The sequence below is a fragment of the Fluviicola taffensis DSM 16823 genome (assembly GCF_000194605.1).
In the GTDB taxonomy this organism is placed as follows: Bacteria; Bacteroidota; Bacteroidia; order Flavobacteriales_D; family Crocinitomicaceae; genus Fluviicola; species Fluviicola taffensis.
On record NC_015321.1, the window covers coordinates 2979622 to 2998014 of the forward strand.

The window sequence follows — 18393 nt, forward strand, 5'->3', positions numbered from 1 at the left end:
TTCCCTGTCATTTTCTTCACAGGTGCCCGATTTTGTTCACGAATGCGCCGGATTTAGATTCCCATAAGCTGGGTTATTTTGGCTTCGGCTAAACGATTTATTCATTCTAACGAGGATTTGGGTCTCATTCCTCGAAGTGAGTGTTAAGAAAAGTCCTGAGCTGTAGTTTTATCAAAAAGCGTAAAACCTAAAGTGTTTGTAAAACTGCTTTAGGTTGTCGTTTGGATATAGCGCAGCGCAATCCATTCTTTTTGAATTAAAACAAAGCTAAAGGACTTTTTAGCGAACGGCTTGGAATGAGACAAGACTTTTGTTCCACTTTTTGGCGACTGAAAAAGTGGAAAATGAAATTTTTGTTTTCAATAGAGGCATTATAAAGTGATTTCATTCTTGTACAACTCCACCAAACTTTCAAATGAAATCCGATTGGCAGCTCTTGGAGAAGTCGAATACAAAACAACTAGTTCAATGGTTCTGTCTTGATATTGAAAGGAACTTTTGATGGGTCTTTTTCCCGTTGGAAATCGGTGTTTGATTTCGTGACTTGCCAAAAACTGATTGAACCACCTTGCAGCGCTTTCTTTCCCAGAACTGCTGGTGAAAATGATTTTTTGAATCGTTGGGTTTTCATCCAAAATCTGAAAGATATTCATGTACTCCACAATCTTCAGATTTTCATCCAATGAACTATTGTCGTTGCGCAAAATATGTTTTCCCATATCGGTGATAGCTACGTGCAATTTTCGCAAGAGGCTTTTCCGTTCTTCAACGGCTAATTCTCCCGTTTGATATACCAACTCCGTATTCGAAATTCGAGCAATGACTTTCCAGAATTGATTGGCTTTGTTTGGATAAAAGAAATCGAAGGACCAGTTTCTGGTGGTCGGGGGAAAGGTTCCAACAATCAAGACTTTGCTTTTTTCGGGAGCAAACCAGTTCCAAGGATGAAGTTCTTTTTGCATCCTCTAAAATAATCATTTTCCACCTCCTTGTACTTCTCGATACTTCCCACAATTGTCAGTTCGAGTGTCCGACATTTTAGTCGGACTTATCGAGAACGACATGTGGGAAACTCGAACTGACAGGGAGGTTTTCACTTTTCAATGAACTTCCCAGTTTTCTCGATACGGTACTTCTTCACATCAATAACGGGTTCTTCACCCATGTAATTATAGTTGGTCACCACCACTTCATTTGCGGTTATTTTCCCTACTGAATAGAATGCAGATTCTGCAATCTCGTCATAGGAGATCATCACTTTGTCAATGACTTGATAATCTTCTTTCGTGTAGGAAATCAGGTAGGTTTTCATTTCGTATTCTGCTGCTAAGGTGATTACAATCATGTCTACAGGAGTTGATAGAGCGATGCGGTATCTTGCATGAAAGTTCTCGTAATTCGAATCGATACTTCTCAATTTTAATTTGGATATAATCTTTTCGGAAAGTTTATTTTCGCCATTGCAATTGTCAAAATTGGTGGAATCAACCACTGGAAGTTTTATGAAAGGAATAGTAGCGAGTAAATCGGGTTTCGTTTTTTGAGTGCTTTCGGGATCCTTTAATAATTCTGCCCGTTCTTTCGCTTCGGAATCAGTAGTCGATTCGTTCCCCGAACAAGAGATTAAGCAAATTAGGCTAAGTGTGATTGAAAGAAGTTTGAAATGCATGCCTTTTGATTTGTGAAGTTCTAAGTTAGGAATATTTCCTTTGTTCTTCATAGATCTTGCGGTTTCACTTTAACCACGAAGAGCATAAAAACGTGCATTGATTTCCGTTATTTAATCTTGCAACTCGTTTCGTTCATTGGAATATTTCCATAGTTGTGATCGTAGTAATTTTGACACTCTTTCTCAGCAGCTTCTTTGTTCGATTTAATCTTAAACGCTTCGATGGTACCTCCAGGGTTTGTGCACTCGCAAGTACGTATTTTCTTACAGTTACAAAGCAATAAACTAGAAAGGGCGATTAAAAGGATTCCTGTTTTTTTCATCTTGAGACAAATTTGTTTCTGAGTGCAAAGATATTTTAAAATAGGATGTTGAAGGGTTTTGATGAGAAACTTTAATAAATCTCCATAGGATAAAGTAACAAATGAGAATAGCCAAGGTCGCGGAAGAAATAAATAACAAATGGAAAATCTCCTGAGCTTTTCCAGGTTTTCTTTAAAATTGGTTCATTGATCGTAGCTTTTCCATGAGGGGACAGTTCGTTTTTATACCTCTCTATTGTTTATGGAGGGTTTTTATCCATCATTATGTGAACGGTTGTGCGTTATTCCTTGACTAAAAATACCAAAAACTTTATCCGAGGGACAGTAAATCCTATACTTTCATCATATTCATTTATAAGTACTTTACTCAATCCAATTTTTGAGTTGGGATAGGAATTTCGATATGTTTTTACAATGTCTAAATTTGAAATTTTTGACCAAACGAGTGAACAGTTAATGTTACTTTGAGGAAACAATAACTGAAATTTAGTAGAATCAAATGGAATTGAATAGTTTAATAGTTGTAATTTGGTTTTATCGATTTCGGAAGTCAGAAAGGAAAAGTCAGTTGATGAATTCCAAAGTAAAGTATCTGGATTTGGACTAAATTTCCAATAGGTATAATCGTTCACTACATTCGAATTTGTGTCGATATACAGAGGTAATGAATCATTCGTGAGTTCCGAAGATGCTAAATTGTATTCATAAACAGATTCCAACGAATCCCCAATTTTTAAGATCAAGAGATTTCCGCTTGATTGGTAATAGTTTGAACTAATTGTTGGTTGAATTTTATCTTTTTTACAACTAAAAAAAATTAAACCAATTAAAAGAAAGAATAAAGGTGTTCTCATAAGTTCGAGATTAATGTTTTTAATTTGTGAGTTATGAGTAGTAACGTTTTATTCTCAAAAGAGGTTGGTGATTTCTATGTGAAAGATATTCCGATCTTAATCTAAGAGAAACAATTCGATTCACTATTTATCTGCAACTACAACGACTACATTTCCTTTTTTGTGTCCCAATTCCACATACTCGTGTGCCTCACGTACTTGATCTAGTGGGTATGTTCTGTCTATTACGGGTTTCAAATTTCCTTCAGAAATGTATTGCTGGAAAAGATCGAGGTAGTGTTTTTTCTCAGAGGTCATCGATTTAATTGAAACGTACCTTCCTGTTTTAACCAGTAAGGGTTTCAATTGTGAAGCGGGAATTTTTCCAACAGCATCAAAGATGATGTCAAATCGTGCGCCCAATCGAGGAATATCGGTTCGGTCGTAAGCAATGGCTTCGTAAGCTCCAATCGACTTTGCGAGGTCCAAGTTGGCATTACTGCAAACTGCTGTAACCTGTGCTCCAAATTGATTAGCCAATTGAACAGCATAAGTACCCACACTTCCCGAAGCACCGTAAATGAGTATTTTATCAGATTTTTCGATCTTGGCTTTCAAGAGTAAATTTAGTGCAGTCATGGCCCCAATGGGAAGGGTTGCGGCTTCTTCAAACGTGAGTTCTTTTGGCTTGTGTGCAACAACGCCTTGTTTCCCGCTTTCGGGAATGCAGACATATTCGGCATAAGCGCCTTGTTTCAAACCTGTGGTCGTTCCATAGACTTCATCGCCCACTTGAAATTGGGTCACATGATTTCCAATTGCTTCCACGATTCCTGAAAATTCAAGCCCTAAAACAGGGCGCTTGGGTTTGGTGATTCCCGTGAATAAGCGCAAAAGAATAGTGAAGAGTTTAGAACCAGGAAATACTCCTCTGCGCATCCAAATAGTTCCTGCTGTAACAGAACTTGCCCGAACCCGAACTAACAATTCTTTTCCCTGAGGAATCGGTTTTGGAAGTTCTTCGGGTTGAAGGACATCTGGAGTTCCATAGTTTCTGTATACAATTGCTTTCATATTCTCTTTGCACGAAGGGGTTTGAGATTGCAAGATAAAAGGTGATCTTTAGCTTCAAAGCGGTGTTGTGATGAAAGGTGAGAAGGGATTTGTTAGCGGATGGAGGAAGTGGCTAGTTGTTTCTATAATGTACGAGCGTGACGCTCGCACCAGCTTTGGGGACAAGCTACTCGCGTCAGCTTGATGTAAGAGACACAAATCTGTGGTTTTTCTATATTTTACTTTTCAAGTCCATCTGTACATGTAAAACTCTTTCAATTTCTATCTCATTTTTAGAAATTTCTCGATAGAAAATAAGATGTTCACCACATTTATAACCGAGAACATTTAGTGAAAGAATTTCATAGGGTTTTCCAAGTTTTGGATTACTAGCCAAATCCATGCATGAGGCAATTAGTAAGTTATAATATTTCTCAGCTTGATTTTCTGACCATTCTTCAACGGTATAATCCCAAATTTCTATTAGATCGTTGAGCGCTCTTCTAGTAAATTTATAATTAGCCATCTATTTTTTTCTCGCTTTTAGACTTTCTAAAAACTGATTAGACTCAAAATCTTCAGCAATTCCGCTATCAATCCCTTCTTGAATTGCTTTTCGTAACGAAATAATTTTGTTTTCTTCCTCTTCAAGAAGGCGAAGACCAGCACGTACAACTTCACTTGCATTATTGAACCGACCTTTATTGACAGTGCTTTCAATAAAACTCTCAAAATGATTTCCTAGAGATATAGATGTATTACGTCCCATGTTTTACTTTTTAGCTAAGTTACCAAAAAGTGGTAACTTTTCAAATTTCACAACGGTTTTTTGAAAATATCAGATAATGGATAATAACGATATCCATGTATGCAAATAGTGTTTCAGTTATTTGCCCGCAAAGTAGAAAATATTTTAATATCTGATATACTTCTCCGTAATTCTTTGGGAACTTCGACTGACAAACGCACGTGAATGGCTTACAATTGAGTAGATAGGGGTTTACAAAGCAATAAGATGTCTCTTACAATCGAGTTGATGAGGTATTACAAAGAAGAAAGTGAGTCATACAATTGAGTAGATAGGGGATTACAAAGTGGGAAGACACCCCTTGCAAAGCCATCAATGAGGTATTACAAAGCAGGAAAGTACCCCTTACAATGGACTCGATGGGGTATTACAATGGAGTAAGTTAGTCATACAATAGAGTCGATTAGGTATTACAAAGGAGAAAGTGACCCCTTACAATTGAGTTGATGAGGTATTACAAAAGAGAAAATAACCCTTACAAAGGAGTAAGTGACCCTTTACAATGAAGTTGATGAGTAACTTTTTAAGAAGGAAGTAGACAAAGATAAGTAGAGGTAGATAGTTTAGTTAAGGAGGTTTATTATGAGTTGAATAATCCTTCCTCTGTGTTCTTCTGTGCTCGTCCGTGGGAGAAATTCATTTACATCCTGTGTCGGTCTCGATAATAAATACTCATCCTTCGTATTTCACTCGACCTGACACGTGAGGGGTTTAACTAAACCGATTTACTCAATATTCCTTCATTTATTATTGGTTTCCAGCATTTTTCCGTCGTAATTTTACACCATGAAATACGCATTACTTGCTCTTTTGATGGCTTTTGGAATTGCTGCTTCGGCACAAATGGTTCCGCTTCGCATTGTTTCCTACAATTTATTGAACTTCCCCAACGGAAGAAACGATTGTGGTGGTGGAAATACCAATCTTCCCAATCGGGCGGATACTCTGCGCAAGATTATGCAATACCTGAAACCAGATATTTTGGCTGGTTGTGAGATTCAAACGGCTGCAGGGTGCGATAGTGTTTTGAATCGCTCGCTCAATGTTTTTGGAACGACTTATTACCAACGTGCGGCTTTTATCTCGAACTCTAGTGGGGGAGACTTGCAGAATATGTTGTTCTACAATTCGAATAAACTCACTTTAAAAGAACAACGTATCATCCAAACAGGTGTGCGCGATATCAATCATTACATTTTGTATGTCAACGACAATACTTTGCCACAGCACCACGATACGTGTTTTATCGAAGTGTTTATGTGTCATTTGAAAGCGGGAAGTGCAAGTGCTGAGCAGGCAACGCGTGCTGAGCAAACAGCTTTGTTGCGTACCGTTTTGGATGCGCGACCACAAGGACGACATTTGTTTGTTTGTGGTGATTTGAATACTTACAGAAGCAGTGAAGTATGCTACCAAAATTTAATCACGGGAGGCGCTTCTTCTTTGAAAGATCCAATCAATATCTCTGGAAATTGGACGAATAATAGCTCATTTGCTGCTATTCACACGCAATCTCCACGAGTAAGTGGTTCTACAGATTGTGGTGTTACTGGCGGATTAGACGATCGTTTTGATCACATTCTAGTATCACAAAATGTGATGAATGGGGCTAACTTATTGCAATACACGACTTCTTCGTATAAAGCAATTGGAAACGATGGAAACCATTACAATCAAAGTCTTTTGACGGGAACGAATTCCCAATATCCGGATTCTGTTGTGCGAGCATTGTATTACTCTTCGGATCATTTGCCTGTAAAATTAGATGCTACAGTAACGATTCCAACCACAAATGGATTGAATTTAACGCTGACAATGACAGGTGGAGCGTGTCAAACAGGTGGAACAAGTGTAACAGTTCATCCAAATTTGGGTCAGACTCCATACACGTATCAATGGACAGCAAATGCAGGTCCACAAACTTCTGCGACGGCTACTAATTTATCTGCAGGAAGTTATTGTGTAACAGTAACCGACAACAACGGACTTTCTGATGTCGTTTGCTTCGAAGTAACGGCTAATAACCCTTTAACAGCAAGTGTTTTTCCAGGATTGGATGATGGAACGTGTAACGGTCAAACCTTCGCGGTTGCAACGGGAGGCGAGGCACCATATTTGTATCAATGGAATGATCCACAGAATCAAACAACTGCTACAGCGAGTAATTTGTGTGCAGGAACATATACCTGTGTAATTACGGATCAAAATGGGTGTTCAGTAACGGTTCAAGCAATTATTCAGTCGGAAACAACTTCTTTGAACGAATTATTTGCTGAATCAACAGTATCGTTTTTCCCAAATCCAGCTTCAGAAAACCTCACGATTCAACTAGAAAGCGCCAAGTCTTTAGAAATGATCGAATTACGCATTTTGAGTGTTTCAGGAGAAGTGGTGAAGGCACTACAAGTCGATTTTTCTGGAACGAATCAGGTAATGATTTCCTTGAATGAATTGCAGAATGGGGTTTATTTAGTCGAATTGGAGAAAGATGGAGTTTTTATTCGGAAAATGATTGTTAAAAGGACTTAAGACGATAGACTCAAGACAAGAGACTTGATTCACATAAGCTGAATAGTGTCCCGTCGTAGTTTTAGATGTTTGAATAAACATACTAAAATCAATGCATAAGACTAAGATTTAGTCTAAAGTCTTTTGTCTCTAGTCTTCACTGCTCTTAAGCTTCAATATTCTTCTTCATATTCCCCAATCCTTCTTCGAAATCTTTTCCAACCAGATTTTCCATGTTTACCAAAAGCATAAAAACATTGAATGGAAATGGAGTTTTACTGTTGAATCCCCACGCAACTTTAGTCTGACTTTCATTTACTGCATTTACTGTAAAGTATACATTTGCACTGCTTTGCATCGGCTTCAGGAAGCGGATCTCGTTTTCAATTCGTTGATTTGGGATTAGTTTTTTGATTTCTTGTTCGCCTTCACCTACTTTTTTGTGCTGGCTTTCCCATTTGGAAATAAATCCAACAGTTTTGTCCGTACCGATGTAGGTTTTCTTCATGTCCGGATCCAATTGGGTCCATTTGCTCCAAAGATCCTGCTTTTGCAGGGATGTCAGGAAATCATATGTTTCAGGTAGTGGTTTGTTGACTGTGATGGTGCGTTCTACGGCAAAATCTTTCTTGCTGAAAGCAGCAATAATGAATACAAGGGCAATCAGTCCGCCAATCGCACCAAGAATAATCCAAACAATCATCATAGCTTTAAAATTTTAGGTAAATAAACGATTTTTTTGGTGGATATTAAGACCCTAATGTCTGGTTGTAATTTCCCAATTCTCCGTTTGGTTCGGGTTCTTGATTTGATCGAGAATCAGCCGGAAGATCGTTTTTCCTTTTTCGTGGCTGGTATATAAGCGGAATGTGAATCCATCCAATTCAATTGCTTCCTCAGATAAATCAGTATCTGCAAAATAGCCTTGAATGGATGTGATCTCCTTCTCAAGGGATGTATTGTTCTTTAGATATTCCAGGAAACGGTCTCTTTTCTCCAGAAGGAATTCCTGTTTTTTTCCACGGTAGCTGAACCTTGCTTCCAAAACCAGGTTTAGGTTGTCACAGCCGGAGAATTCTGCGGAGAACTCAAACTCTTCGGTTTTGTATTTCTCATAAACCAGTTCGGTGTAATTATGCATTTCAATGGTTCTGGTAACTTCTGATTTCCCCTTGAAAAGCTGTTTGTTTTTCCATTTTGCCAATTCACAGTCTGTTAGGTAACTTTCTTCGTAAACATTACTGTCTGTGTAAATGAAGCTGATCATGGTTGTTTTCAGATCTTCCGCGTTTTCTGGCATGTAAGTTCTGTAATTTTGCATAGCTCGAGCAGTCATTTTCTTGTTTTTAAAAGAGATCCGCTCTATTAAATTATAAGAAAAGGGCGCAGAAAGAAGAATTTCATGTTTCTGAAGAATGGCTTTATTTGGTCCCATCAGGCAATAGATCAGCTTCTCATTCGTATTTGCACTCCCGCCAAGCATTCCGTCCGAAGTGCGGTAAACGATGAAATCAGATATGCTGTCATTGTTCAGGTATTCTTTTGCACGAATCGTATACCGAACATGGTACGAATCACCTTTGATTGGAAAATAGATGGAATGATCTTTATAATCGATCTTCGCACGTTTGTCATTTTTGACCTCTTCGTCAATTAGAAGTTTAATCAGGTCCGGATCTTCAATTTCAACCCATTTCTCCTCCTCATAATCATCTGAATAATACTCATAATCGTCGATCGGTTGTTCCGTTTCAACGAGTTCCGTCTTTTTCTTTTTGGGAACTGCTGGCTTGCTTTCTGATGTGGATTCACCACAGGAAATCAACAAGGATGCACCAAGAAAGGAAATTAGGCTGTTTAGAAGGAGTTTTGAAAGCATTTTTTGGATATTAAGACTCTATATTCTATCTGCTCTATGTGCTCTATTTGTCCTATGTGGTTAAAAAAGTATGTGATCTTAATGTCTTACTACAGGATAACATAAACAATACTTCTCCACGGGTTGAGCCAATGCTGAAATATTCAGATTATCAGAAGCCTTCGAAACGTCAATCGTTTGACCATCTTTGAGCAATAAGTTAATCGTTTGTTTCACCTGGCTATATGCATTGTTCGACAGCAATTCTGAATACACAAAGTAGTTGATTTCTTCATCGTCTAATTGATATTGCGTTCTTACCAATTCTTTTTCCATCAATATTCTATCAGGACTAAAGGGTTCTTTCGCGATTTCAACTTTATGTAAGTTTCGATTTACCAAATTCGTAGAAAGAATAGACAAAACTTTATCCGAATGATCTTGCCACACTTTTACAGCTCCCATAATGTCGTAATCATCCAATTGAGCGAAGATTTTCAATATTTCAGGATTCGTTTCAAAGTCTACTTTTTGAATTTCATTCGTCATGAAAAACAACAAGGCCGGACTTCCAAACAAGGTTTCGCCATCGCGAATCAATTTTTTTGCTCTTCTTAGAATGTTAATCAACATAAATTCACCGGAAACAACGGTTTTATGTAAGTAAACTTGCCAGTACATCACACGTCTTGCAACCAAGAATTTTTCAATGCTGTAAATTCCTTTTTCGTCGATTACCAACTGATCGTTATGTACGTTCAACATCTCAATGATGCGTTCCGTTCCAACAATTCCCTCCGAAACTCCAGTAAAAAAACTATCTCTTGTCAAATAGTCTAATCGATCCATGTCCAACTGACTTGAAACCAGTTGATACAAGAATTTTTTGTGGTACTTATTAGCGAAAATCATCAAAGCACGCTCTAAATCATCTGAATTTTCAGGGAAATCGCGTTTTAATGCTTGAATGAAGTAATAGGAAATTTGTTCGTGGCTGACATTTTTCACGATGTCGTATTCCAGCGCATGACTGAAAGGGCCGTGACCAATATCGTGCAATAAAATCGCTACGAGAACCGCTCGTTCTTCTTCTTCCGTAATTTCATGTCCTTTTCTTCGAATCACCGAAATAGCCTGTGTCATCAAATGCATGGCTCCAATTGCATGGTGAAAACGCGTATGCAAAGCTCCTGGATAAACCAAGTGTGTCATCCCCAATTGCTTGATTCTTCTCAATCTTTGAAAGAAAGGATGCTCCACCAAATCGAAAATAAATTCGTCGGGAATTGAAATAAAACCGTAAACGGGGTCGTTGATGATTTTCTTTTTATTATTTCGATGTGTGTTTGTTCGCAATTGAATACCTTTATAAATCTAATATCAAAGCTAATTAATCTTTAGGATATGCAAGCAAAGATTCTGTGGGCAGATGACGAAATGGAGTTTCTAAAACCACATGTTCTCTTTTTGGAAGCAAAAGGATACAGTGTAGAACTCATTAACAACGGTAGTGAAGCTGTCGAAAAGTGTCAAGAAAACAATTATGATATTGTCTTTTTGGACGAGAATATGCCTGGAATCTCCGGATTAGAAGCATTGGCTCGTATTAAGGAAATTACTCCTCAAACTCCAGTGGTGATGATTACCAAGAGTGAGGAGGAATCGATTATGGAAGAAGCAATCGGTAGTAAAATTGCTGATTATTTAATAAAACCAGTAAATCCGAATCAATTATTGCTGTGTTTGAAGAAAAATTTGGATCACCGTAAATTGGTATCTCAAAAAACGAATTCAAACTACCAGCAAGAGTTTCGCCAATTGGGTATGCAGTTGAATAGTCGATTGGATGCCGAAGAGTGGAAAGATGTCTTCAAAAAATTGACCTATTGGGATTTGGAATTCAAAGGAATTGAAGACCAAGGAATGTTGGAGATTTTGAATGCACAACGCAAAGAAGCGAATGATTTATTCTGTCGCTTCGTGGAGAATAATTACGAAGATTGGTTCAATGGGCAAGAGGAAGCTCCAGACATGGTTCACCATTTGTTGAAAGAACAGGTTTTTCCTTTGTTGAATGAGAAAGATCGTGTTTTCTTGATGGTAATTGACAACCTTCGTTACGATCAGTGGCAAGTCTTGAAACCAATTATTTCCAATTTCTTCACGATTGAAAAGGAGGAAATCGTTTATTCAATTCTTCCGACAGCAACGCATTATGCGCGTAACGCTCTTTTTGCGGGATTGATGCCTTCAGAAATTGAGAAACGTTTTCCAAAGCAATGGTTAAACGAAGACGATGAAGGTGGAAAGAATATGCACGAAGCAACTTTCCTGGAAGGGAATTTGAAACGCAACGGAAAGGATGTAAAATGGTCTTACCACAAAATCACTAACTTGGAAGCAGGTAAAAGATTGGTAGATCAGTTTCATACCTTGTGGGATAATCAACTAAATGCCATTGTTTACAATTTCGTGGATATGCTTTCTCATGCCCGTACCGAAATGGATATGATTAAGGAATTGGCTGCTGATGAATCTGCTTATCGTTCTTTGACACTTTCTTGGTTCGAGCATTCTCCTTTGCAAGAGATGTTTAAGAAAATTGCGGAAAAAGGAGGGAAGGTTGTCATCACAACGGATCACGGAACGGTTCGCGTTACAAATCCAGTGAAAATAGTTGGAGATCGTAGTACGAATTCAAATTTGCGTTACAAAACGGGTCGTAACTTAAGCTACAAAGAGAAAGAAGTATTCACTGTCAAACATCCAGATAAAGTTGGTTTACCAAAATCGAGCTTGTCAGCAGAATTTGTTTTTACACGTGAACAAGATTATTTTGTGTATCCGAATAACTACAATCACTTTGTGAATTATTACAATGACACCTTTCAGCACGGAGGAATCTCGATGGAGGAAATGTTAATTCCCTTTATCATTTTACAGTCGAAGTGAGCCAATTGATTGCACATACTTTGGAGGATATTCCGTTTGTTGCTAAAGAGATTTTAGAAACGATTGGAAATCGCAAAGTTGTGGCTTTTTATGCAGAAATGGGATCGGGAAAAACGACACTCATTTCTGCGATTCTTCGGGCAATGGGAATTGAGTTGTTAGAAGGTTCTCCGACCTATTCGTTAGTGAATTCCTACGATTCCGCGTATTATGGCGAAGTAATGCATTTTGACATGTACCGTTTGAACTCGGTAGAAGAAGCAATCGATGCGGGAGTGGAAGAATTGTTGTATTCACATGCAACTTGTTTTGTAGAATGGGCAGAGATTATTGAGCCTTTGTTGCCAGATGATGTGGTGAAGATTTTTATAGAAGTGAATGAAAGTGGCGAGCGGCTCATTCAGATTTCCTAAAGAATTTTGATTCAACTAAATGTTTGGTAATATATTCAGCTATCGTTTTTGACCGAGGGATGTGGTGTACTATCTTGTATTTTAACTACTGTTTCTCCACTAAATTTCTTCGCGAATTTCAGAATTTGAAAATTCGAGTGTTCACATCTTTGTGAACAGATTTATTATTAAACAACTGATTACTAACATGATGATCTTTTGGGTTGTTGAAAGTTTATCCAATAAATATACCCGAAATAATTGTGTGTATGTCTTTCCCCGAAGCATCATTTCATATTCCTTTTTTTCGTATCTTCGTTCATCTAAAATTTTTCGCGGATTATGGTAAAGGACCCAGAATTACTCAAACAACTTTTGAAAGAGGGCAATATCCTTCCAATGGAAGAAATGCTCGAAATTGCTAAGAAGAAAGGACGATTAGTAATTGGAATTCCAAAAGAGTTAAGTTTTCAAGAGCGTAGGGTTGCCTTGGTTCCAGAAGCCGTTTCATTTTTAGTAGCAAACGGACACAATGTGCGCGTTGAAAGAGGAGCTGGCGAATCTAGTAAGTTCAGTGACCGCGAATATTCTGAAGCTGGTGCTGAGCTTTGTTCTTCAAATAGTGAAATTTTTGAGTGCGATATTATTTTAAAAATCACACCTGCATCCGAAGAAGAGGTGGATTTAATGAAGGGGAATCAAACATTGATTTCTGCACTTCAGTTAAGTATTCAGCCTAAAAGTATCCTTCAAAAATTAATCGAAAAGAAAATTACAGCCATTGCTTGGGATTATATCCGTGATGAGCAAGGAGTATTTCCAGTTGTTCGCACCATGGGTGAAATTGCTGGAACGACATCGATTTTAATAGCTGGTGAGTTGTTATCTTCGTTCAATGAAGGAAAAGGAATCATGTTAGGAGGTATTGCTGGTGTTCAGCCAACCGAAGTCGTGGTTTTAGGAGCTGGGTCCGTTGGTGAATTCGCAACACGAGCTGCTTTAGGATTAGGAGCTTCGGTAAAAGTGTTCGACAATAGCTTATCCCGTTTAAGACGTCTACAAAACGACTTAGGATCACGGATTTATACTTCCGTTTTACAGCCAAAAGTATTGGCAAAATCAATCATGCGTGCGGATGTGGTGATTGGAGCAATTCGCTCTCCATTGGGAAGAACTCCGTGTGTTGTTTCGGAAGAAATGGTAGAAAACATGAAGGAAGGTTCCGTAATCGTAGATGTGAGTATTGACCAAGGTGGTTGTTTTGAAACATCACGGGTTACGAATCACAACAATCCAACATTTGTAAAACACGGTGTGGTGCATTACTGTGTTCCAAATATTGCTTCGAGAGTTCCTAGAACAGCTTCTTTTGCATTATCGAATATTTTCTCACCAATCTTAATGGATATGGGCGAATCTGGTGGTTGTTTGGATTTAATTCGCAATGATTTAGGATTCCGCTCAGGAGTTTATATCTACAAAGGAATCTTAGTAAGCGAAGTTCTAGGTCGTGTTTTCGACTTGAAATACAAAGATATTGATCTATTGATGATGGGATTGAAAGGGTAAATAGATTTTAGGATTTTAAGACTTTAAGATTTCAGGACTAAAATTGGTTGTTTAAACAACACCATAAGCCTTAACATCTTAACATCCTGATGTCTTGATATCTCTTTTATCCTCCCCGTTTATTTCCTTTATATTTCACTTTCTTACCAGTCCATTTGTAGCGCTTGTTGCTGAAGTTTTCTCTACCACGACTGCCAGAATTGAATTTATAAACAAGCCCAAGATTGTGTTGGATGTAATTTGCTTCTCCAAAAAAGCCACCACTCAAAGCAATTTTTCCAGAGGTTTGTAATTGAACACCTAATCCACGGTAAAAGAATAGATTGACTCCTAAAGCAATATTCCCCGTAATAGTACTTACTTGTGGAATAGCTGTACGTTGCGTATTTCCAATTCCTAGTGAAACATACGGATCAAGCCATTTTTGAGAAATTAATGGATAAAAACTGTATTTGCAATTTAAATCCATAGACAAAAAGATTCCAGAACGATTGATAGAATCATTGATCAATTTTCCAGCTCTATACGTTACATAAGCTGCAGAAAATTCAACGCTTAATCCATATTTTAAATATTTATCTACAAAGATGCGTGTTGGAAAATATTCGTAGTTCCAAGTTTCTGCAACGTCAAATGCTTGACATAAACCACGACCGTCATCATCAACAGCTGTCCAGCTTACACCAATCATCCATGAATATGGTTTTTGATTTCTAAGAACATACGGTTGAGCCTCAACAGAATTTGAGACAAACAATACCACTAAAAGAATCAAAGATTGTAGTAAATTTCTTAGCATAGGCATGAATGACGACATATTTATAGGTCCAAATGTATATAGCTTCGACGAATATACCGCAATTTTTTTTAAAAATGTTGGTATATTCGTCGAAACAGAATTGTGTGATAAGCAACATTTTAGGAGTTAAATGGCCCAAGACTTCCAAAGAGTGGGAAAAAGATTTAGTTCAAAAGGTTAATTTCTTAAACCTAGTAGGGTGTTTCAATGTCATTGCCTCTTTAGTTGTATTCAATATAATTGGATTCAAACCACTCAATATTCATTTTTCGATTGTTTTAGGGTTGGCTTGTGGAGTAATCGTATTGAATTTTTTTCGAAAGTACCTTGCTGGAGCGTATCTCTTTTTCGCTATTGGAATGTATGTTTTAGGGGTTGCAACTGTTTATATGCGGATTGAAAGTAATGTCTTGATGTATTTCTTTCCATTAACGCTTTCAATTGTTCATATTTTAGGTCGGAAGGAATTATTTGGTCATCTCATAATTTGGTGTATTTTTTATTTCTTAGAAATTAGCTATTTTGTGCTTTTTAGTCCAAAAACTGAACTTATTCAAATCACTGAAGAGACCATGGCTTCTTTGAAAATTTTCAATGGAATTTTCGCCTTTTTTTGTGGTTTGATGTTAATTACCGTTATTACTTGGTTGAATATCAAACAAGAGCAAGAGGTTCGAAATGTCATTGAGGAAAAGCGCTTACTACTCGCTGAATTATATCATCGCGTGAAGAATAACTTGAACATTGTGACGAGTCTAATCAATATTAAGAAGAATAATTCTGAATCTCAAGAGGTAATTGATGCTTTGGAAGATTGTAGAGGAAGGGTTTTCTCCATGGCTTTGGTGCACCAACAAATGTATTCTGAATCACGGGTGGGGAATCTGAACATGATGACTTACTTGGTTGAATTGATTCGGAATGTAGAACACGCTTTTGGTGGGGATGCTGATGTTGTTTTAGAAGTTAATTCAGATGAGTTGATGCTTCCAATATCAAAAGCAGTTCCCATTGGGTTAATTATGAATGAATTAATAACCAATTCATACAAACATGCAAAAATTCCTGGTCAAAAACTCATTGTAACTATTCGTGTTTCTCAAGTTGGCAATTCTTTGCAGATTGAATTATCGGATAATGGGCCAGGAATTAAATCAGATAAAGAAAACAATCATTCTACCTTAGGATTCGAACTCATCCGATCGCTATGTGAACAAATCGATGCGAGTTTTATCGTTGGTAAAAATGCGACCGAGAACTCTGGGGCAATGATTCAAATCAAAGTCATTGATTATTCGGTGAATACTCAGTTAATTGTTTAGAATAAGAACATTTTTTCATGTCATGTCGAGTTTCCGCTATCTGTTCTCGATACATCCCACAGAAATGATGGGATACTCGAACTGACAGGCGGAAGTATCGAGACGGGCATGAAAATCGGAATTATTCGAATTCCCAAGCACTCCGATAAACTCCATTCGTCTCAATTTCATGAATCAATTGGGAATAAAACGAATCATTTCCAAGCGTGGCACTGTCGCCAATGAGGTAGCATTTTCTTTTTGCTCTAGAAATGGCGACATTTGTTCGTCTGTAATCACGCAAAAAACCAATAATTCCATCCGGATTGGATCGGGTAAAACTAATAACAATATTTTCTTCTTCTTGCCCCTGAATAGCGTCAATGGTGGAAACATGCCATTCTGTTCCCATCGTTTTTTGCAAGAGTGCTATTTGAGCAGAATACGGAGCAATAATCGTCGTTTGTGTAGGATTTAATGATTCTGATTCAATCAGTTTTCGAACCACTTTCACTTCATCCCAGTTTTCAAAGCTTCCAGTTGTTTCGTTTTCTGTTTCACCATTCCCAAATCCAGCCATGTCGATGAATTGAATCTCACCTGATGGAATTCCAATTGCTGTTTGAAGTTCGTTGTTGTAAAAGTATGGATTGATCGTTGAAACAATTTCAGGAGCCATTCGGTATTGCTCGTTTAAAAGAACCGGTTTTTGCAAGTGGCTGACCGTTTCCAATAAACTTTTATTGAGACCTAATTCGATGGCTTTATTACTGAAAACAACTGGTGGTAATTGCTGTGGATCCCCACACAAGACGAGCTTTTTCCCGAAAGTAGCAACCAACCAAGTCAATGGGGCTAAGGATTGTCCAGCTTCGTCCAAAATAACGACATCGAATGAAGCGTCTTTGGAAAGTGCATTGAACAACGCAACTGGAGTTCCTGCAATCACAGAACTCGATTCAATCAATTGTTGCTCCGTATCTTGAGCTAGTTTTCGCAATTCCTTTTGCAATTCACGTAAATCGCGTTTTGCTTGTCGTTTTTCATCTGCTGCCTCCTTGGTGTAATTTCGGATAGTGCGATTTGCGACTTGTTCTGTCTTTTGGATTTGTTTCTTAATCGTCTGACTATATTGCGCCGTTTTTCCACCTTCTAAATAAGCATCAATGGTATAAGGAATAACTTCTGCGGAAACTTTTTCATTGTTCCCAACGCGCAACAAACTAATCTTTGCAGCAATCAATTTCTTACACAAGTTATCTACTGCAGTATTACTTGGTGCTGTGACCAACACTTTTTTTCCGCGATTCACCAATTCTGCAATAGCAATGGATAAAGTATGCGTTTTTCCAGTTCCTGGAGGACCTTGAATAACAGTCGTTAAATCCGAACTTAAAATGGCTCCAACAGCTTCTTGCTGAGAATTGTTGAGTAAATCAGCCGAGAAAGAGGAGGTTTCCTTTTTTACCGAGAAATCATGCTCGAAATCTTGTAGCTGTTTTTGCTCTTTTAAAAACCGTACTCCAAACTCCATGCATTCCAGCGTCCGATCATCGGGGGTGAAATCTATTCGCGCACTATTTTCAAACGGATTTCCTTCAATTTCTTCTTTGGAGAAAATAGTTAGCGAATAAGCGTTTAATTCGACGATTCGAGCTTTGTATCGTTTATTATCAACGTAAAACAAAACCGATGAACCTCTTCGGAAAAATGAGTTATTGATCACAAAGGAAGTCTCCAATTGGTAGAATTCTCCATTGATTCCCGTGCGAATATCTCGAACTTCACAAGGAAATAAACTTAATCCTTGCTTCCGCAATATGTTCGGAGCAATTTTCAAATTTTCGTTCGCCAGTTTCTGAGAATACAAAATCTCTTCCTTGACGGCTTGTTCCAACTGCGGATGTATCGCTTGCATGATTTGTTTTTAGCTGATGAAGATAAACGGAAGTTTTACTAAATGATAATTTTCTCCCACTGAAGAGCACAAAGGAACACGAAAGTTAAGTGTTTTGTAGATTATGAATATTGAATACGATGTCTTTCTTATGTGTTCATTAGTGCGCCTTAGTGGGAAATAATTTGGAGTAACTTTCAAATTTTCGTTCGCCAGTTTCTGAGAATACAAAATCTCTTCCTTGACGGCTTGTTCCAACTGCGGATGTATCGCTTGCATGATTTGTTTTTAGCTGATGAAGATAAACGGAAGTTTTACTAAATGATAATTTTCTCCCACTGAAGAGCACAAAGGAACACGAAAGTTAAGTGTTTTGTAGATTATGAATATTGAATACGATGTCTTTCTTATGTGTTCATTAGTGGGAAATA

17 protein-coding genes are annotated in these 18393 nt (G+C 37.8%); 5 read left to right on the forward strand and 12 right to left on the reverse strand.

Going from position 1 to position 18393, the window contains the following annotated elements; genetic code table 11:
• Positions 1 to 371: 371 nt before the first annotated feature.
• The 7 genes from FLUTA_RS12960 to FLUTA_RS12990 form a co-directional block, all read right to left on the reverse strand.
• Positions 372 to 962, reverse strand: a complete 591-nt coding sequence (locus tag FLUTA_RS12960; protein ID WP_013687335.1) for a uracil-DNA glycosylase family protein — start codon at positions 960 to 962, stop codon at positions 372 to 374.
• Between the two features lie 131 nt (positions 963 to 1093).
• Positions 1094 to 1669 carry a hypothetical protein gene (locus tag FLUTA_RS12965; protein WP_148235441.1) on the reverse strand — a complete coding sequence of 192 codons (576 nt, stop codon included), beginning with the start codon at positions 1667 to 1669 and terminating at the stop codon, positions 1094 to 1096.
• 107 nt (positions 1670 to 1776) lie between these two features.
• Complete coding sequence (locus FLUTA_RS12970) at positions 1777 to 1992, reverse strand: hypothetical protein (protein ID WP_013687337.1); 216 nt, start codon at positions 1990 to 1992, stop codon at positions 1777 to 1779.
• A gap of 281 nt (positions 1993 to 2273) precedes the next feature.
• Positions 2274 to 2846 (reverse strand): hypothetical protein, encoded by a 573-nt coding sequence (locus tag FLUTA_RS12975; RefSeq protein ID WP_013687338.1) that lies wholly within the window; start codon positions 2844 to 2846, stop codon positions 2274 to 2276.
• A gap of 123 nt (positions 2847 to 2969) precedes the next feature.
• Positions 2970 to 3899 (reverse strand): NAD(P)-dependent alcohol dehydrogenase, encoded by a 930-nt coding sequence (locus FLUTA_RS12980; RefSeq protein WP_013687339.1) that lies wholly within the window; start codon positions 3897 to 3899, stop codon positions 2970 to 2972.
• A 211-nt stretch (positions 3900 to 4110) separates the two neighbouring features.
• On the reverse strand, positions 4111 to 4404 hold the full coding sequence (locus FLUTA_RS12985; RefSeq protein WP_013687340.1) for a type II toxin-antitoxin system RelE/ParE family toxin: 294 nt from the start codon (positions 4402 to 4404) through the stop codon (positions 4111 to 4113).
• Positions 4405 to 4647, reverse strand: coding sequence for a type II toxin-antitoxin system ParD family antitoxin (locus FLUTA_RS12990; protein ID WP_013687341.1), 243 nt, complete (start codon positions 4645 to 4647; stop codon positions 4405 to 4407).
• A gap of 825 nt (positions 4648 to 5472) precedes the next feature.
• On the opposite strand from FLUTA_RS12990, the gene FLUTA_RS12995 reads away from it, so the two are divergent.
• Entirely contained in the window at positions 5473 to 7215 is a 1743-nt protein-coding gene (locus FLUTA_RS12995; protein WP_013687342.1) for a T9SS type A sorting domain-containing protein, read from the forward strand.
• 145 nt (positions 7216 to 7360) lie between these two features.
• Here FLUTA_RS12995 and FLUTA_RS13000 read toward each other — a convergent pair whose 3' ends face one another.
• From FLUTA_RS13000 to FLUTA_RS13010, 3 genes are all read right to left on the reverse strand, one after another.
• The gene (locus FLUTA_RS13000; RefSeq protein WP_013687343.1) at positions 7361 to 7900 is read right to left on the reverse strand and encodes an SRPBCC family protein; all 540 of its coding nucleotides are present in this window, start codon (positions 7898 to 7900) and stop codon (positions 7361 to 7363) included.
• Between the two features lie 51 nt (positions 7901 to 7951).
• On the reverse strand, positions 7952 to 9073 hold the full coding sequence (locus tag FLUTA_RS13005; RefSeq protein ID WP_013687344.1) for a hypothetical protein: 1122 nt from the start codon (positions 9071 to 9073) through the stop codon (positions 7952 to 7954).
• A gap of 78 nt (positions 9074 to 9151) precedes the next feature.
• Complete coding sequence (locus FLUTA_RS13010; protein ID WP_013687345.1) at positions 9152 to 10408, reverse strand: HD domain-containing protein; 1257 nt, start codon at positions 10406 to 10408, stop codon at positions 9152 to 9154.
• Between the two features lie 48 nt (positions 10409 to 10456).
• On the opposite strand from FLUTA_RS13010, the gene porX reads away from it, so the two are divergent.
• The 3 genes from porX to FLUTA_RS13025 all read left to right on the forward strand — a co-directional run bounded on the left by porX (position 10457) and on the right by FLUTA_RS13025 (position 13965).
• Positions 10457 to 12004: a T9SS response regulator signal transducer PorX gene (gene porX, locus FLUTA_RS13015; protein WP_013687346.1), complete on the forward strand. Its 1548-nt coding sequence runs from the start codon at positions 10457 to 10459 to the stop codon at positions 12002 to 12004.
• A complete protein-coding gene (tsaE, locus tag FLUTA_RS13020; protein WP_013687347.1) occupies positions 12001 to 12417 on the forward strand; it encodes a tRNA (adenosine(37)-N6)-threonylcarbamoyltransferase complex ATPase subunit type 1 TsaE in 417 nt (138 codons plus the stop codon). The genes porX and tsaE overlap by 4 nt, the downstream gene beginning before the upstream one ends.
• Positions 12418 to 12738: 321 nt before the next feature.
• The gene (locus FLUTA_RS13025; RefSeq protein ID WP_013687348.1) at positions 12739 to 13965 is read left to right on the forward strand and encodes an alanine dehydrogenase; all 1227 of its coding nucleotides are present in this window, start codon (positions 12739 to 12741) and stop codon (positions 13963 to 13965) included.
• 106 nt (positions 13966 to 14071) lie between these two features.
• Here FLUTA_RS13025 and FLUTA_RS13030 read toward each other — a convergent pair whose 3' ends face one another.
• The gene (locus tag FLUTA_RS13030; RefSeq protein WP_043023815.1) at positions 14072 to 14764 is read right to left on the reverse strand and encodes a hypothetical protein; all 693 of its coding nucleotides are present in this window, start codon (positions 14762 to 14764) and stop codon (positions 14072 to 14074) included.
• A gap of 104 nt (positions 14765 to 14868) precedes the next feature.
• Between FLUTA_RS13030 and FLUTA_RS13035 the strand changes: the two genes are divergently transcribed.
• Positions 14869 to 16086 carry a sensor histidine kinase gene (locus FLUTA_RS13035; RefSeq protein ID WP_169312086.1) on the forward strand — a complete coding sequence of 406 codons (1218 nt, stop codon included), beginning with the start codon at positions 14869 to 14871 and terminating at the stop codon, positions 16084 to 16086.
• Positions 16087 to 16207: 121 nt separating this feature from the next.
• Here the strand turns inward: FLUTA_RS13035 and FLUTA_RS13040 are convergent, their stop codons facing one another.
• On the reverse strand, positions 16208 to 17983 hold the full coding sequence (locus FLUTA_RS13040) for an AAA domain-containing protein (RefSeq protein WP_013687351.1): 1776 nt from the start codon (positions 17981 to 17983) through the stop codon (positions 16208 to 16210).
• Between the last annotated feature and the right edge of the window lie 410 nt (positions 17984 to 18393).

What these genes read in the sequence shown, in the direction of transcription:
- FLUTA_RS13030 (WP_043023815.1), bottom strand. Translation starts at nt 14,764, where the DNA reads ATGCTAAGAAATTTACTACAATCTTTGATTCTTTTAGTGGTATTGTTT.
- porX (WP_013687346.1), top strand. Translation starts at nt 10,457, where the DNA reads ATGCAAGCAAAGATTCTGTGGGCAGATGACGAAATGGAGTTTCTAAAA.
- FLUTA_RS13025 (WP_013687348.1), top strand. Translation starts at nt 12,739, where the DNA reads ATGGTAAAGGACCCAGAATTACTCAAACAACTTTTGAAAGAGGGCAAT.
- FLUTA_RS12995 (WP_013687342.1), top strand. Translation starts at nt 5,473, where the DNA reads ATGAAATACGCATTACTTGCTCTTTTGATGGCTTTTGGAATTGCTGCT.
- FLUTA_RS12975 (WP_013687338.1), bottom strand. Translation starts at nt 2,846, where the DNA reads ATGAGAACACCTTTATTCTTTCTTTTAATTGGTTTAATTTTTTTTAGT.
- FLUTA_RS12985 (WP_013687340.1), bottom strand. Translation starts at nt 4,404, where the DNA reads ATGGCTAATTATAAATTTACTAGAAGAGCGCTCAACGATCTAATAGAA.
- FLUTA_RS13040 (WP_013687351.1), bottom strand. Translation starts at nt 17,983, where the DNA reads ATGCAAGCGATACATCCGCAGTTGGAACAAGCCGTCAAGGAAGAGATT.
- FLUTA_RS12980 (WP_013687339.1), bottom strand. Translation starts at nt 3,899, where the DNA reads ATGAAAGCAATTGTATACAGAAACTATGGAACTCCAGATGTCCTTCAA.
- FLUTA_RS12965 (WP_148235441.1), bottom strand. Translation starts at nt 1,669, where the DNA reads ATGCATTTCAAACTTCTTTCAATCACACTTAGCCTAATTTGCTTAATC.
- FLUTA_RS13000 (WP_013687343.1), bottom strand. Translation starts at nt 7,900, where the DNA reads ATGATGATTGTTTGGATTATTCTTGGTGCGATTGGCGGACTGATTGCC.
- FLUTA_RS12970 (WP_013687337.1), bottom strand. Translation starts at nt 1,992, where the DNA reads ATGAAAAAAACAGGAATCCTTTTAATCGCCCTTTCTAGTTTATTGCTT.
- FLUTA_RS13005 (WP_013687344.1), bottom strand. Translation starts at nt 9,073, where the DNA reads ATGCTTTCAAAACTCCTTCTAAACAGCCTAATTTCCTTTCTTGGTGCA.
- FLUTA_RS12990 (WP_013687341.1), bottom strand. Translation starts at nt 4,647, where the DNA reads ATGGGACGTAATACATCTATATCTCTAGGAAATCATTTTGAGAGTTTT.
- FLUTA_RS12960 (WP_013687335.1), bottom strand. Translation starts at nt 962, where the DNA reads ATGCAAAAAGAACTTCATCCTTGGAACTGGTTTGCTCCCGAAAAAAGC.